At 51.2% G+C, this 14,897-nt stretch carries 11 protein-coding genes; 4 read left to right on the top strand and 7 right to left on the bottom strand.

What is annotated here, in order from left to right; genetic code table 11:
- Positions 1-179: 179 nt before the first annotated feature.
- On the bottom strand, positions 180-1,118 hold the full coding sequence (locus NT239_09815) for a homoserine kinase (protein XGA70088.1): 939 nt from the start codon (positions 1,116-1,118) through the stop codon (positions 180-182).
- 9 nt (positions 1,119-1,127) lie between these two features.
- Positions 1,128-1,451, bottom strand: coding sequence for a DUF2782 domain-containing protein (locus NT239_09810; GenBank protein XGA70087.1), 324 nt, complete (start codon positions 1,449-1,451; stop codon positions 1,128-1,130).
- A 75-nt stretch (positions 1,452-1,526) separates the two neighbouring features.
- On the opposite strand from NT239_09810, the gene polA reads away from it, so the two are divergent.
- Both polA and NT239_09800 read left to right on the top strand, forming a co-directional pair.
- The gene (gene polA, locus NT239_09805) at positions 1,527-4,304 is read left to right on the top strand and encodes a DNA polymerase I (GenBank protein XGA70086.1); all 2,778 of its coding nucleotides are present in this window, start codon (positions 1,527-1,529) and stop codon (positions 4,302-4,304) included.
- Positions 4,305-4,614: 310 nt separating this feature from the next.
- Positions 4,615-5,076, top strand: coding sequence for a hypothetical protein (locus NT239_09800; protein XGA70085.1), 462 nt, complete (start codon positions 4,615-4,617; stop codon positions 5,074-5,076).
- A 987-nt stretch (positions 5,077-6,063) separates the two neighbouring features.
- On the opposite strand, the gene NT239_09795 is transcribed toward NT239_09800, so the two are convergent.
- The 5 genes from NT239_09795 to NT239_09775 form a co-directional block, all read right to left on the bottom strand.
- Positions 6,064-6,333 (bottom strand): hypothetical protein, encoded by a 270-nt coding sequence (locus NT239_09795; protein ID XGA70084.1) that lies wholly within the window; start codon positions 6,331-6,333, stop codon positions 6,064-6,066.
- Between the two features lie 183 nt (positions 6,334-6,516).
- The gene (locus NT239_09790) at positions 6,517-7,257 is read right to left on the bottom strand and encodes a transporter substrate-binding domain-containing protein (GenBank protein ID XGA70083.1); all 741 of its coding nucleotides are present in this window, start codon (positions 7,255-7,257) and stop codon (positions 6,517-6,519) included.
- Between the two features lie 95 nt (positions 7,258-7,352).
- A complete protein-coding gene (locus NT239_09785; protein XGA70082.1) occupies positions 7,353-9,266 on the bottom strand; it encodes an EAL domain-containing protein in 1,914 nt (637 codons plus the stop codon).
- Positions 9,267-9,279: 13 nt separating this feature from the next.
- The gene (locus NT239_09780) at positions 9,280-9,966 is read right to left on the bottom strand and encodes a transglutaminase-like cysteine peptidase (GenBank protein XGA70081.1); all 687 of its coding nucleotides are present in this window, start codon (positions 9,964-9,966) and stop codon (positions 9,280-9,282) included.
- Positions 9,967-9,980: 14 nt separating this feature from the next.
- On the bottom strand, positions 9,981-12,902 hold the full coding sequence (locus tag NT239_09775; GenBank protein XGA70080.1) for a GAF domain-containing protein: 2,922 nt from the start codon (positions 12,900-12,902) through the stop codon (positions 9,981-9,983).
- A gap of 402 nt (positions 12,903-13,304) precedes the next feature.
- On the opposite strand from NT239_09775, the gene NT239_09770 reads away from it, so the two are divergent.
- A complete protein-coding gene (locus NT239_09770; GenBank protein XGA70079.1) occupies positions 13,305-14,447 on the top strand; it encodes an acyltransferase in 1,143 nt (380 codons plus the stop codon).
- A gap of 33 nt (positions 14,448-14,480) precedes the next feature.
- Positions 14,481-14,798 (top strand): hypothetical protein, encoded by a 318-nt coding sequence (locus NT239_09765; GenBank protein XGA70078.1) that lies wholly within the window; start codon positions 14,481-14,483, stop codon positions 14,796-14,798.
- The last annotated feature ends 99 nt before the right edge of the window (positions 14,799-14,897 follow it).

Below are 14,897 nucleotides of genomic sequence, written 5' to 3'. Positions count from 1 at the left end.
AAAAGGCGCCCAGCCGAATTTTTGCTACCAAAGGCTCGGTTTGTCGTCTTTTGCCCTGATGCTGCGTTATTAAGCGCTGGCATAGAATGACTATGCGGCGCACTTCATGCCTTGCCTCAGGGCAAAAGACGTACAAACGCAGTCCGCAAAACCCAAGACGACAGCACCTTGAGTCTGGACTACAGCCAGAAATCCGTCCGCTGCTGATGATGCTCGATCACACGCTGGAAATGACCTGGATCTTTGGCAAAAGTCATTTCGCCTGCGGCTGGCTTGTGGAAATCGAGCAGCCGCGATACCCAGAAACGCAGCGCTGCAGCACGCAGCATAATTGGCCAGTCGGCCACTTCGTCATCAGTGAGTGGGCGCACCGATTGATAACCTGCCAGCATCGCTTTGGCACGTTCAGCGTCAATATCGCCGTTGTCCAGCACGCACCAGTCATTCAATGTAATCGCCAAGTCGTACAGCAAAATATCGTTGCACGCGTAGTAAAAATCGATAAATCCGCCAACCTGATCGCCGTTCATCAAGGCGTTATCACGGAATAAATCAGCGTGGATCACGCCCTTCGGTAATTGATCGAATTTGTGTTCCGACTGAAGTTTGACCTCGGCGTGCAACAATGCCGCTTCCGCTTCACCCATAAATGGGTACATCTCTTGCGCCGTGGCCGACCACCATTGCGGTCCGCGCGGGTTGCTCATCACGCCAGCGTAGCTCGCTGCGGCGCGGTGCATTTGCGCCAGCATTTCGCCCACTTGTTTGCACTGCTCAGCATTCGGGCTATCGGTCACCGCGCCAGGCAGGCAAGGCACCAGTAGCGTCGGCTTGCCGTTCAACTCGTCAATGTATTCGCCATTTAAATTAGCAATCGGCGCGGCTATCGCGATGCCGTGCTGGCCCAAGTGCACCATTAAATTCACGTAATACGGCAGCTCATCCGCGCGCAGCGTTTCAAACAGCGTCAGCACATACTTCCCGTGGGTAGTGGTCACGAAATAGTTGGTATTCGTGACTCCTGCGGCAATACCCTTAATATCCACCAGCTGACCCAAAGAATAGCGCTGTAAAAATGGAATTAAATCTTCGCTACTTACAGTTGTAAAAACAGACATTCACTTATCTCAAAATTCCAGCAATACCCAAGTTGGGACGGCGATATTGTCGCCAATTTCGCGGCGCATAAATTCGCCTTTGCCAGTTGGATCAATCAGATAGTAGGGCTTACCCACTTTCGGCGTAACTTTCACTTGGTACAACTTGCCGTGTAAACGGTATTCGGCAATCGTGGCATCGCTTTTTTGGATAATGCGCACTTCTGGGGCGCCAGGCTCAACCGCAGCAGGGGTATCTTCGGTTGGCATTGGCGGCGGCATATCAGCCACCACCTCGGCATAAGTTGGTGCTATTGCCGCACCGAGCAACATCGCAATCAATAAATGGCGCATGGTTCACTCCCTTAACAGGTTCATTGCTCGTTTATAATGGGCGGCACACCCAATCACAGTATAGAGAACTCCCGCATGGCGACGCTGCTTTTAATCGACGGTTCATCGTATCTTTACCGCGCCTTTCACGCCATTCGAGAGCTATCCGCACCCGACGGCACGCCGAGCAATGCGCTATTTGGCTTTGTGAACATGCTCAAAAAGCTGCGCCAACACACTCACGCTGATTATATCGCGTGCGTGTTCGATGCTAAAGGTAAAACCTTCCGCGACGACATTTACCCGCAATACAAAGCGCAGCGCCCGCCAATGCCAGACGAGCTGCGCGTGCAAATCGAACCGATCCACCAAGCCGTCGCCGCGTTTGGTATTCCGATTTTGATGCTCGAAGGCGTCGAAGCCGACGATGTGATCGGCACGCTGGCGCGGCAAGCCTCCGCGCAAGGCATCACGACAATTATGTCGACCGGCGATAAAGACATGTCGCAGCTCGTGGACGAACATGCGCGCATTGAAAACAGCATGACCGAAGAAGTACTCGACCGTGATGGCGTGTTTGCCAAATTCAACGTCTGGCCCGAGCAGATTGTCGATTACCTCGCGCTGATCGGCGACACCGTTGACAACGTGCCGGGTGTGCCCAAATGCGGCCCAAAAACCGCCGCCAAATGGCTGGCCGAATACGGCAACCTCGATAATCTGGTCGCCAACGCCGAATCCATCAAAGGCGTGGTCGGGCAAAATCTGCGCGATACTTTGCAATGGCTACCCACCGCGAAAGAGCTGGTAACGATCAAATGCGACGTTGATCTCTCGGCCGAGCTGCCCAATGGCCTAAGCGATCTGGCGCCGAAAGACGAGGACAGCGCGACGCTATTGCAGCTGTTTACCCGCTTTAATTTCCGCACTTGGGTGCGCGAGATGGAAGGCAAAGTCGGCCAAGCGGCCAAACCCGAAGCACCCAAGGGTATTACCTCAGACCTATTTGCAGAAGAAGCTCCCGCAGCAATACCTGCCGCAGTATCAAGCGAACCCGCCGCACCGGTTGAGCGCCATTACGAATGCATTAACACGCCCGAATTGCTCGCCAAGTGGATAGATAAAATCAACGCCGCAGCAATGACGGCGTTCGACACCGAAACCGATAGCCTCGATCAAATGCAGGCGCGCTTGGTCGGTATGTCGTTCTCGGTGCAAGCGGGCGAAGCCGCCTATTTGCCGCTGGCGCACCACGGTGCTGATACCCCTGAGCAGCTGCCGTTTGACGCTACGCTGCTGCAACTAAAACCGTGGCTGGAATCCGCCGAGCATAAAAAAGTCGGCCAAAATCTAAAATACGATCAGCACGTTTTGGCGAATTTAGGCATTAATTTGGCGGGAATCGAAGACGATACGCTGCTAATGTCGTATGTACTGGCCAGCCACGAAAAGCACAATATGGACGACCAAGCCGCGCGCGAGCTCGGTGAAACGACGATTAAATACGAAGACATTTGCGGCAAAGGCGCCAAGCAAATTGGCTTTGCCGAGGTTGATCTGGATACCGCCACCGCGTATGCAGCGGAAGACGCGGATATTACTGGCCGCCTAGCCCATACCCTGTTGCCGCGCTTGCAAGCCAATGCGGGGCTAAATTACGTTTACCGCGAGATCGAAATGCCGTCGCGCCAAGTGCTGTACGTGATGGAACGCAACGGTATTTTGGTCGACGCCAATAAGCTGAACCGCCAGAGCCACGACATCGGCCTGCGCCTGATCGAGTTGGAACAGCAAGCCTACGAGCTGGCCGGCCAACCGTTTAACCTCGGTTCACCGAAACAGCTTGGCGAGATTTTTTTCGACAAATTGAAACTGCCGGTGATCAAAAAAACGCCAAAAGGCGCGCCATCGACCGACGAAGAAGTACTTAGCGAATTGGCGAAAGACTACCCGCTACCGAAAGTGCTGCTCGAACACCGTAGCCTCGCCAAACTCAAATCCACCTACACCGACAAGCTGCCGCTGATGATCAACGCCGCCACCGGCCGCGTGCACACCAGCTTTAACCAGACCGTGGCGGTCACAGGCCGCCTGAGCTCGTCCGACCCGAACCTGCAAAACATCCCGGTGCGCACGCCGGAAGGCCGCAAAATCCGCGAAGCCTTTATCGCGCCCGCCGGCAGCAAAATTGTGTCAGCCGATTACTCGCAGATCGAGCTGCGCATCATGGCGCATCTATCGGGCGATGCCGCGCTGATCCGCGCCTTTGAGCAGGGTCTCGACATTCACAAAGCCACCGCCGCCGAAGTGTTTGGCGTGGGTCTGGATGAAGTGACCAGCGAGCAGCGCCGCTACGCCAAGAGCATTAACTTTGGCCTGATCTACGGCATGAGCGCGTTTGGCCTCGCCGCCCAGCTCGAAATTACTCGCGAAGCGGCGAAAACCTTTATCGAACGCTACTTCAATCGCTTCCCCGGCGTCGCCGAATACATGGAAGTCACCCGCGCCGCCGCGCGTGATGCGGGCTATGTAGAAACCGTGTTCGGGCGCCGCCTGTGGTTGCCGGCGATCAAATCATCCAACGGCGCGCAACGCGCCGGCGCCGAGCGCGCAGCGATCAATGCGCCGATGCAGGGCACGGCAGCTGACCTCATCAAGCTAGCGATGGTGGCGGTGAATAATTGGCTGATTGCGGAAAAATTGCAGAGTCGGCTGCTGTTGCAGGTGCATGATGAATTGATTTTGGAAGTACCCGAGGGGGAGCTGGAATTGGTGAAAGCTAAATTGCCGGAGATTATGGGCAATGTAGCGACGCTGAAAGTGCCGTTATTGGCGGAAGTGGGGGTTGGGGAAAATTGGGAAGAGGCGCATTAATTAGGTAGGGCGTATTGCCGCTAAGCGGCAATACGCCGAATGAAATGCACATCGTCACTTGCGGCGTAATACCTATGGCGATTACGCCTTATCGCACTGTTGCAAGTGCACGACGGCTAGGCATTAGGATTGTCTGATGTTTGGCTGGCAACTGTAATATATCTATTAGCGATCAACATAGTTGTGTGGCCCAATTAAAAGTATCAACACAGCCCATAATTGGGACTGGGCAGATTTAGGCCACAAGCCCAGATTCTAAAATCAACCTAACACGAAATTAAATCATTCTTCTCCAAGAGATTTTCTCGCAATGAAATACGTAAAGTTATCCTGCCAATTTTTATTACTCCTAACCACTATCATTTGGTTTTTTTATTTAATTAATATCGATAAAAAACTATCGATTTACATTTCAAACAATTACACTTACTGGGTTTTGTTTTATGCAATACTTCTAGCAGGATCTCTTTACGACACCTGCAAAGACATTTCGCAATGGGCTAAGGCTTCTATATCAGAGAGTTTGCAAAAAAAGAAAGTAATCCGAATTTTAAAAATCTTGAAGCCTTCTGATAAATTAATTCTGAGTAAATTTATCCTTGAACAATCAAATGAATATTTTTTTAACCCCAAAGATACAAGTATTGATTGGTTGACCGCATGCAAATTAATGTACCCAACAGGGACCATTAGACAAGACCAAAAGCATGGCTATCGTTTATCGGTTTGGGCGCAAGATTATCTATCAAGAAATCCAAACCTTTTATATTAGCAATGTAGGGCAATCGGATGGACTTCTTTCTCCTAATACGGCATCGATGTGCCAGTACGGTAGGGCGTAATCGCCGAAGGCATTACGCCGCATGCTACAAACTCCAAAACCGCCAACTATGGCGGTTTTTCTTTGCCTGTAATACGTCATCCACCACGGATTGGCGGCTGTGCGCCGCGGCACTCACTTTCCTTGCTTCGCCAAGGAAAGTAAGCAAAGCCGTGTAGGGCGGGTCTTGACCCGCGCTGAGCAATGTTTGTTGATTCACAACCTAATTGGCGGGTTACGCCTTCGGCTAACCACGCCCTACGGTGTTTTTCTTTACCTGCAATGTGCCATCCACCACGGATTAGCGGCTATGCGCCGCTGCACTTACTTTCCTTGCCTCGCCAAGGAAAGTAAGCAAAGGAAGGCGACCCCACATCTGCGTCGGCTACGCCGATGCTGGCCTTAGGCCACGGCCTACGCTAAGGCAGCAAGCTGCCAAGCTCCGTCACGCCTCGACTGCGGACAATCGGCAAGGCGGCGGGCTTTAACAAAACAGAGCCCGCCGAATTCCCTTGCCGCTTGTTCCTCGCTCGGCGCAGACGTAGGGGAATTGGTGCAGCCCAACGATTTCAGGAAATACATGCCTTGGTGTTGCCCTAAAAACTATATCTCAACTGGCTTTGGCGGATATACCCAATATCCATCTTGTACGCGCTCGTTGGTCTGGGGCTTAAATCCCCTGTCGCCCATCGCCGAGGGAGTGGAGTGAGACAAACAGTTTTTTGTTTGGCTCACGACCGACTGAGGGTAGCGCGGCGGAACGCGCATTCAAACATCGCGGCGTAGCCGGATAAAACCCAAGCTAGCGCAGCGAGTCTTGCGGCGCCCTTCCAATTGTTGGACGGGGTTTCGCGTCAATCAGGCACGCTCCATCACGTCGTCCGGCGGACGAAGCCACCGGTTCACCGCCTGCGCCAGCAGGCTATGCATACAACTAACTCACTTTTTCTTACCTTTGCGTAACTCAGCTTTCGCTTTGCGAACCATTTTTAGGCAATCCAAATCAAGCAATGGGTTTAAGTCGATCAGTTTAGCTTCGGCGCTTAATAAATCGGCCAAAGCTTTATTTCTGGCAACTAGGGTGTATTGGTCTTTATCACGCTCAATCAATTCGCGTGTTTCTTTGATTTCTTTTTTACATCCCGCCAGCGCGGGCTGGGTTAAGGCAAGAGCGCAGACACTAGCGATGATAATTTGGACGATACGCATGATGGTTCCTTATGCAATTTCAGTAGATTGTGCAAATTTTATGCCACCAATCTTACTACACAAGAAATAACAGACAAGGAATTATTTCAGCTTTTTTTCGTCAATCCGTTACAGAATAACCCCACCTTGCTGTAGCCAAGGAGAAGCTCAATGTCGCAACGCGCATCGCTGCTCTGCCTACCATTAGGGTTGAAACGATGGCTTTTTAGCGGTGTTGCCAGAGAAGGAAGGTAAATATTTTTGTGCCATTTTTTCATAGAAGCCATTTTGGCTAAGTTGCTGCAACGCTAGATTAAAGCGATCACGTATCACGGCATCGTTAAATTCCAAGCGATACCGCGTAGGCGGGAAAATGGCAAAGGGGCAGATTTTTTGGCTGCCTTTTGGATCAAGCTCTAGGTTGAAATGGCGGAAAATATTGATGTCGCTGATCACAACGTCCACACGTTCGGACAGCAGCATGCGATTCATCAATTGCTGCGGAGAGATTTCTTGGTAATGCGCTTTATCCCGTGCCAGTTGGGCAAATTCTTCACCCAAAAACTGGTTGGCATTGTGAAAGGCCACGACTGATTTGCCCTGTAGATCACTCACCTGCTGGATATTGAATTGGCTCGCGCAGCGGCTAATCGCCATATTTTGGTAAACGATATAGGGTTCGGAAACAATCTGGCCCTTGGTATTAATCGCCGCGTCGAGCTGGTTGAGGCTCAGGAGCAATTGCGCTCGCTTATTGGGCATGTGCTCAAACCGAATCGGAATCCCAGCCAACTTAAACGCTTGCTGGATGATTTCGTACTCGATGCCCGATTGCGTCTCGGATGACACATAAGGTAGCTTGGTTTCACCAATGCCAACGCGCAGTGGCTCGAGCGCCAATGCAGGATAAACAATAAGGCAGCAAAGACTCAGAAGCCACTTCATGTCTGCTCTCCACACTCAATCTATTATGCAGCATGGCAGGCATAATCAGCTGCGGCAAGGCCAGATGGCCCTTCACCGCAACACAGCAGTGCAGTCTATTGTTGCAACACCTGACTCGTATAAGGCCCCGTTGCACCAGTCAGCCCCAATTGTTGCAGCGTTTGCCACTCACCTTCGGTGCGGACCAATTCAGCGATACTGCGGATATTCAGCGTATTGGTCACCGCCAGCACGGCTTTGATCAACTGCTGATTGCCCGGCTGTTGATCAATTTCGTGAATATAACTGCTGTCTATTTTCAAATAGGCCAACGGTAAATCGTAGAGCTTGGGCATGCTGCCAATTTGGCGGCCAAAATGTTCAACCCCCACTTTGATGCCTAATTTGCGCATTTCGGTAATAAACGTCGACAAAGATTCTAGATCTTCCACTAAGGCGTTTTCGGTCACTTCCAGCCATAAGCGCGCTAAAGTTTCAGGCGTTTGCTGCGCTAGTAGCGCGGCTAAATCGCGCCTAAATGGCACATTCGACACCGATTGCGAGGCAATATTAACCGCCACGTCAGCGGATTCCTGCGCCAATAAATCCAAGCCTAGCCGTACCGCAGCCAAATCAATCGCCGGCAACAAATTAAAGCGTGTGGCAAACGGCATAAACACACCCGCCGATTGCAATTCACCCGAGACGCGGTCGGGTAGCCGTAGCATCAGCTCTTTGTGCAGTAGCTGGCCGTTAAAATCGAGCACCGCAAAGCTGGCGGCCACAAACTGCTGCTGATCGATCGCCGTTTGCAGTATGTGCAGCCATTCCGAATTGGGTCGGCTGGCTTTGATCGCAGTGTGCGCGCCACCGGCGACGGCATTGTGGGGTTGTAACTCGGCCTGTGCGAGTGCCGCATCGGTGCGGCTTAGTAAAGCGCCAACACTCTCGCCCTGCTGATACGCGCTATAGCCGATCGACAACAATTTGCTGATACTTGGCGCTAAATCGGCAATATCGGCGAGCAGTTGCTCGGCAAACGCCAAATCTGGCGCTTGGCCTGGGGCAAACAGGGCAAAATCGGCACCGTTTAACCGAGCTGCTTGCCAGCCGGGGTATTGATCGGCCCAGTGAGCAAGCACGGTTGCTAATTCAGTGAGTAATTTATCGGTGGCTGCACGACCCAAATCGCGGTTGATGCTGGCCAAATCATTCAGGCGCAGCATATACAAAGCCCCATTAGGCAAGCTTTCTTCATCACTTAGGGCATTGGCCACATTGCCTAAGAAGAAGCTACGGTTCGCCAAGCCCGTGACAGGATCGCGATTGGCGTCGCGATTCAGTGCCTCGATGTGTGCTGATTGTTCATCCAGCATGGCTTTCACGCGGTTCACCATGCTATTCATCGCATCGGCCATCGGGCGTAATTCGATATAGCGTGGCGGTGGCACATTGATAAAACGGCGCTCGCTGATCGCTGCGGCTTGCTCCATCATTTGCAAGATAGGCTTACGTATATGCCTAAGCAACATTTGCATCAAAGCACCAGTAATAATACCCCCCAGCAGCATCCACAATAACAAACGCTTAGCGCTTTTCCACAATGATTCATACGCAAAGCGCGAATGCGCTTGGATTTCCACCTTGCCGGCCTGCTTCCAGCCATTACTAATTAGCGCGGTGCCGGGGCTCACCGTAATTGGAAACTGCGCAATAAACCACGCGGGTACTTGGCTGGGGAGGTCTTTATTGCGCAACTCATGAATCACCTTGCCGTGCGGGTCGCTAATGCGAATCAGCGCGAAATGGCCAGAATCAAAGAGCGCATTACTCATCAACTCAATCATCGCCGGATCATCCGCCTGCTGCGAAATCGACAGCGCCAGCGACGAGGCGTTATCGCTGCTTTGCGTATAGAGCTGAGTTTGCAAATAATCGCGCGCATTGATCGTGCTAACTAACAGCGCAACGATAAACGCCATCAAAGCAGAGCAAAGAATCATAAGCCAAACTTGGCGAAATAATGACATGGGTAAATCTTCCTTAAAATTCGATGCCGTCGCTTTTCATCCGCAGCAGTACATCTTTCCAGCGCGATAAACGATCAACCGACGCCGATGGCTGATTACCACCGCCGGCAAAAATCCCCTCGCTATTAAAGCTAAACACCGGCGTTAAATCGGGGCGGCGGCTGGCGGGGCGAATGTCGGTAATCAGATTATCTAAAATCAAGGGCTCGGCGTCTGGACTAGGGTAATACGTCAGCACCATATGCGCTTGCGTCACGGTGCTATTGCTGCCGCCAATTTTGGCCTTCACATAGCTCAGGCGCAGTTTTTCGGCTGGGACGCCCAGCTCTTTAAGCGCCATGTATTTGATGATGGCAAAGTCTTCGCAGTCGCCTGCGCCCTTGCCGATCATTTCGAGTGGCGAGGCCCAGTAATCATTTTGCTGCCAGATCTGGCTATCGTCTTGAAACTGCACGCGGCGATTGAAAAACTCGTTCACGCGCTTGAGTTTATCCGCTTCAGGGAGGGTTTTTGCCCCACTGATCACTTGCTGCGCATCATTCATTAATTTGGCGGCATTCGCGCCATAACGTTGCTGCGCGAGTTTAATCAATTGATTGAAATCCCAACCCGACCATGCGGGCGCGATCACTTGCCATAACAACAACACCCCCACGCCCAAGGCTATGAGGGGGTTGCGCAATCGTCCTAGCTTAAGCATGCGCTTGCGTGGCTTTAAGCCAGATACGGGCTAAGATCAACGTCATCAATTTGCTCTGGTTTCATAAAGCGATGCGCATATTCGAGGTGCAAACCTTGTTGTAAAAAGAGGCGGAATAATTCAACGTCGATGTGCTGATCTTTGACCATAAAGCCCATGATTTTGATCGCCTCCGACAGCGTTTTGCCTTTTTTATACGGCCGATCGACTGCGGTGAGCGCTTCAAAAATATCGGCAATTGCCATCATACGCGCCGCTGGGCTCATTTGATCACGCGTCAGGCGTTTAGGATAACCGGTGCCGTCCATTTTTTCATGATGCCCGCCCGCAATTTCCGGTACGCGCTGTAAATGCCGTGGGAACGGCAGTTTTTCCAGCATGATAATGGTTTGGATAATGTGCTCATTAATTTTATAGCGTTCTTCTTCTGACAGGGTACCTCGCGCTACGCCAAGATTATAAAGCTCTCCACGGTTATACATGTGCTCAGGCACTTTCACCTTAAAGCCCCACGGATTATCGTCAGCCAGTTTATCGCGCTCGGCGCGGACCAAGATATGCTCTGGTTTATCAGCCAACAATGCTTCGGTGGTGGGTAATTGTGGTTCGGGCGTGCGCTGTTTGCGCTCTTTTTCTTCGTGCGCAATACCGATGCGATCAGATAAAGTGCGCTGCCACGTGCGCGCAGCAATTTGTTTCAGTCGCTCGATTTTTTCTGGCGCCATAAATTCACCGCCTTCATTGCAAGCGGCAATAAAAGCAAAATCGTCGTCGAGTTCCTGCAAATTCGCGGCCAATTGCGCCCGCAGTTCATCGGCATTACCACCAGCCGCAATCGCTTGCCAGCAAGCAATTTCCGCGTCGCGTTTCAGCACTTCAAAACGCATCCGCACTTCATGGATGCGGTCGTACAGCGTTTCGAGTTTGGTCGCTTTATCAACCACATATTCGGGCGTTGTCACCTTGCCGCAATCGTGCAGCCACGCCGCAATATGCAGCTCTTCCCATTGCTCTTCATTCAGTTTGAAATCGGCAAACGGCCCTTCAGTTTGCTGCTCTGCGGCGCGGGCAAGCATTTTGGTCAGCTCTGGAACGCGCTGGCAATGGCCACCGGTATACGGGCTTTTCGAGTCAATCGCACCTGCAATCAGCTGAATAAACGCTTCAAGCAGAATTTTTTGCTCGTTAATCAAACGCTGCGTATCAACAGCCACGGCGGCTGTGGCCGCAATGGTTTGCACAAAGGCCAGCAAATCCGCACTTGGCTTTTTGTTTTCATCAATTGCCAAGGCCAACGCGCCCACCAAGGTGCCATCACGATTGCGCAGAGGTAGCGTCAGCTGAGTTAAGGTCTGTTCAATCTTGGGCAAGAGCGGAAAGTTGGTGGCAAATTCGGCCGCCGATAAGTTTCGTAAGGCCACATCATCTCGCAGCGCGGTGGCCACTACGTGTTCGCCCTGTAGATCAATGGGCAACCTATCCTCTGGCCGCGCGGCTTGTGCGGGGCTGTGCCAGAAGTATTGTGCCGATTCTAAATAGTCCGCCCCATTTGCGCCGTGGGTAATATAAATGACCCCACCCTCTGCATGGCTGACTGCACCGAGCTCATCCAAAATTTTGGCCAACAGACGATCAAAATTCTTTTCTGCCGCCAAGGCCTGCGAGAGCGACATAAAGCGCGAAATCGTTTGCTTCATCCCCCCCAAGCCAGTGGCAAGACGATCGATTTCTTGAATTTTTGAATGTACGGCAACGGGTGCGTCAAATTGAAATTGTTCAATTTTTTGCACTTCTTCGGTTAAGGCATTTATCGGCTTGGAGGCGCGACGTGATAACCAAATGGCAACCAGCATCCCCAACGCAATCAAAATCAGCGAGATCCACATCGATTGATTACGCTCGGCAATGGCTGCGGAGAGCAACTCCCCATGCGGCGTTGCCATCGCCAAGGTCAGATAAACGTGCGGGCCCAAGGCTATTTTGCTCACCATCCCTTCCCAGTGCTCACCGTCCTCAGACGAAAAAGTACTGGCATTCCCCTGTTTGCCCTGCTCTACCCCCATCAGTTTTTTCAACACGGGGGCGTCGAACGCTTCCAGTTTCGGTAGGTACTCCTTGCCATCGGCCTCCTTCACCAAAGCTGGCTGACCTTGGTGGCTAGCCAACACCCGCCCTTGGGACGTGATAAATGCAAGCCGGGTATCAGGTGTAATGCGATGACGTACTAAAAAATCATTCAAGCGCCCTAATTGAATATCGCCCCCCACTACGCCTTTTTGATTCGCCGTCTGCTGCGAAAAAGTCAGCCCAGCCAAACCATCCGATGCAAACGAATAAGGCGCGGTAATGCTGACCTGATTAGGCTTTTCTTTGGCTTGATACCAATTACGTTGTCGTGGATCGTATTGATATTGTGGATCAGCACGATGTTCAAGCAGCTGCAAATCGGCGCTGTAAAACAAATACTCCCCCCGCATTTGCCCTTGCGGATAGGTGATGCTTTGCACAATCCATTGGGTTTTGGGTGGGGGATTAAAACGCTGCTGAACTTTTGGGTTTCCCAAGTAACGGCGAACTAAAAAAAAGTCCCCCGTGTCGTAACCAATATAGAGCGAGGAAATGACAGGATCATGCTTAAGCGCAGCAGTAATAAAACTAAGGCTATCTAGCCGCTCATCCAAGGTTTGGGCATTCATCACGCGTTGCTGTGCCAATAATTGCACCGAACGCATCCCGCTATTGAAAACCAGCCGCAATTCATCTTCCGCACCTTTGACCGCCAAACCAAATTGCTGATCCGCCGACTGCTTTAAAATCACACTGGTCGCGCGGTATTGATTCCAGCCACTAATCAGCGCAAAACCAAGCAATAGAGCGATAAATAAATAGCTGATGTGGATATAAAACGGAACATTAGAACGCGTAGAGCGGGTCATCGAAGCTTCCTTGCTGTGTGCTAGCGATTCATAGATTCATAGCATAGCTCTTCTTCGATACGCGTTAAATCACTTGTCATTATTAAGAAAGAAAATCCACAAAAAACAACACCGCTGAGCCGAACAGCACACACCTAAATTTTGACGGGGTATAGCTCCATAAGCATTTATTTATATTGTTTTTATCAATATACCTACTGCAAAACTAAAATCTCACTCGATTATTGCGCGCTTTATTCCGCCTAGTTCCTCGTGCTGTAAAACCAGTCGAACCGCATAGCATGCATACACCATTGATCAGTTTACAAACCACCCTTTTTGGATTGCTTACCTGTTGCGCTACTTTACGCCTACAATGGCGCCATTGTTGTGTGCCACCGCGTTAAATTGACCGAAATTTGTATGAATCAATCCCAGCGTTTTATCGTCCTCGATAGTTTTCGTGGCCTCTGTGCGGTGTCGGTGGTGTTATTTCATTTACATATTTGGCAAAGTATTGGGGAATGGCGCTTCTTTCGCTCGTCGGGCTTGCTGGTTGAGTTTTTCTTTGTGTTAAGCGGGTTTGTGCTCGCACACCGCTATCACCTGCGCCGAATGACTACGGCAGGTTTTACTGATTTTATGATAAGCCGCAGTTGCCGCATTTTACCGCTGCATTTTGCAACCTTATGCATCATGACCACGCTGATCTTTTTGCGACCCTTGTTGTATGACGGCGTTTCGCTTTCAAGCTTGGATGATCGGTTTTGGCATGAGCAGATGCGCGAACAATGGCTTTATAACGCCACGCTATTGCATGCATGGCTACCCGACGCGAATTTATTCTCCTTCAATGGGCCGGCCTGGAGTATCAGCGTTGAATATTATATTTACATCGCTTTTGGCCTCATCATCCTACTGGCGCAGCGGCGCAGCACCCAGGCATTTTGCTTACTCATCGCACTATGTAGTGCCGCAATGGTGCTGCTGGAGCCCAAAATTGCCAACAGCCCAGGGCTGCGGGGATTGATTTGTTTTTTTGTGGGGGCCGCGGTCTACGCGCTATACCTAAGACTGCGTGATCGCACGCTGCATCGCTACTGGATGACGGCACTCGAGATAGTGTGTTTATTTGCGCTGTATTGGATGGTTACACTGAAGTATCCATATAAAAGCTATTGGGCAACGTGGGGTTTTGCTAGCGCCATTTTGCTTTTTGCCTATGAAGGCGGGCTGATTTCAAGCTGGCTCAAGCGTGGGGTGTTTACCAAGCTGGGCGAGTGGTCCTTCTCAATTTACTTGGTGCACTATCTATTGCTCTATGCACTAACGATTGCACTGCAACACTTTCACCCCAGCTGGCTCGCGCAAGTCGGCAAAGTGTTATACATCGATACTGGCAGCACAGTGGGCAATAATCTGCTACTGCTCATGGTTGTCGCGAGCGTCTTATTCTGCGCCCGCGCCAGCTATCAGTGGATTGAGCGGCCAGGCATGAAACTGGGAAAATTTTGGCAACAACGCCGCTCAGCACCTGCGGCACAATGTGCCGCCATTAAGATTTAAGCTCCTCTATTTTCTCTACCCTCGTGGATTGGCATGGCTACTTACAGTATTACCCCAGATTTTGACGCGCTGGCTTTAGGCTTGGATGCCAATCAAAGCAAGGTGTATCAACAGCTATGTACACGACGCCAATGCACCAGTGCTGAATTGATTCAACGCTGCCACATTCATAATCCGCATGCGATCATTGAGTCGATCAATCTGCGTCTGAAAGCACTTCACAGCGAATGGCTAATCTTGGCCAGCAATCCACGTGCACCGCTCAGCGGCCCCACCCAATCGATGCGTGTTCCTCTTGCCTACTATCGCCTACGCAAAACAGTGGCAATAAGCCGACCAGAACGCACTTAAACGCTCAGCACCAGCACAGCTCGTTCATCCAGATATACCACCACAGGTATTGCCATCAAATCCAAGCTAGATTGTTTGGCCAGCTGGATACCCGTTAAA

This window comes from Chitinibacter sp. SCUT-21 (genome assembly GCA_041874755.1).
In the GTDB taxonomy this organism is placed as follows: domain Bacteria; phylum Pseudomonadota; class Gammaproteobacteria; order Burkholderiales; family Chitinibacteraceae; genus Chitinibacter.
The sequence above is the reverse complement of the archived record's forward strand: the minus strand, read 5'-3'. Positions and strand labels throughout refer to the sequence as shown.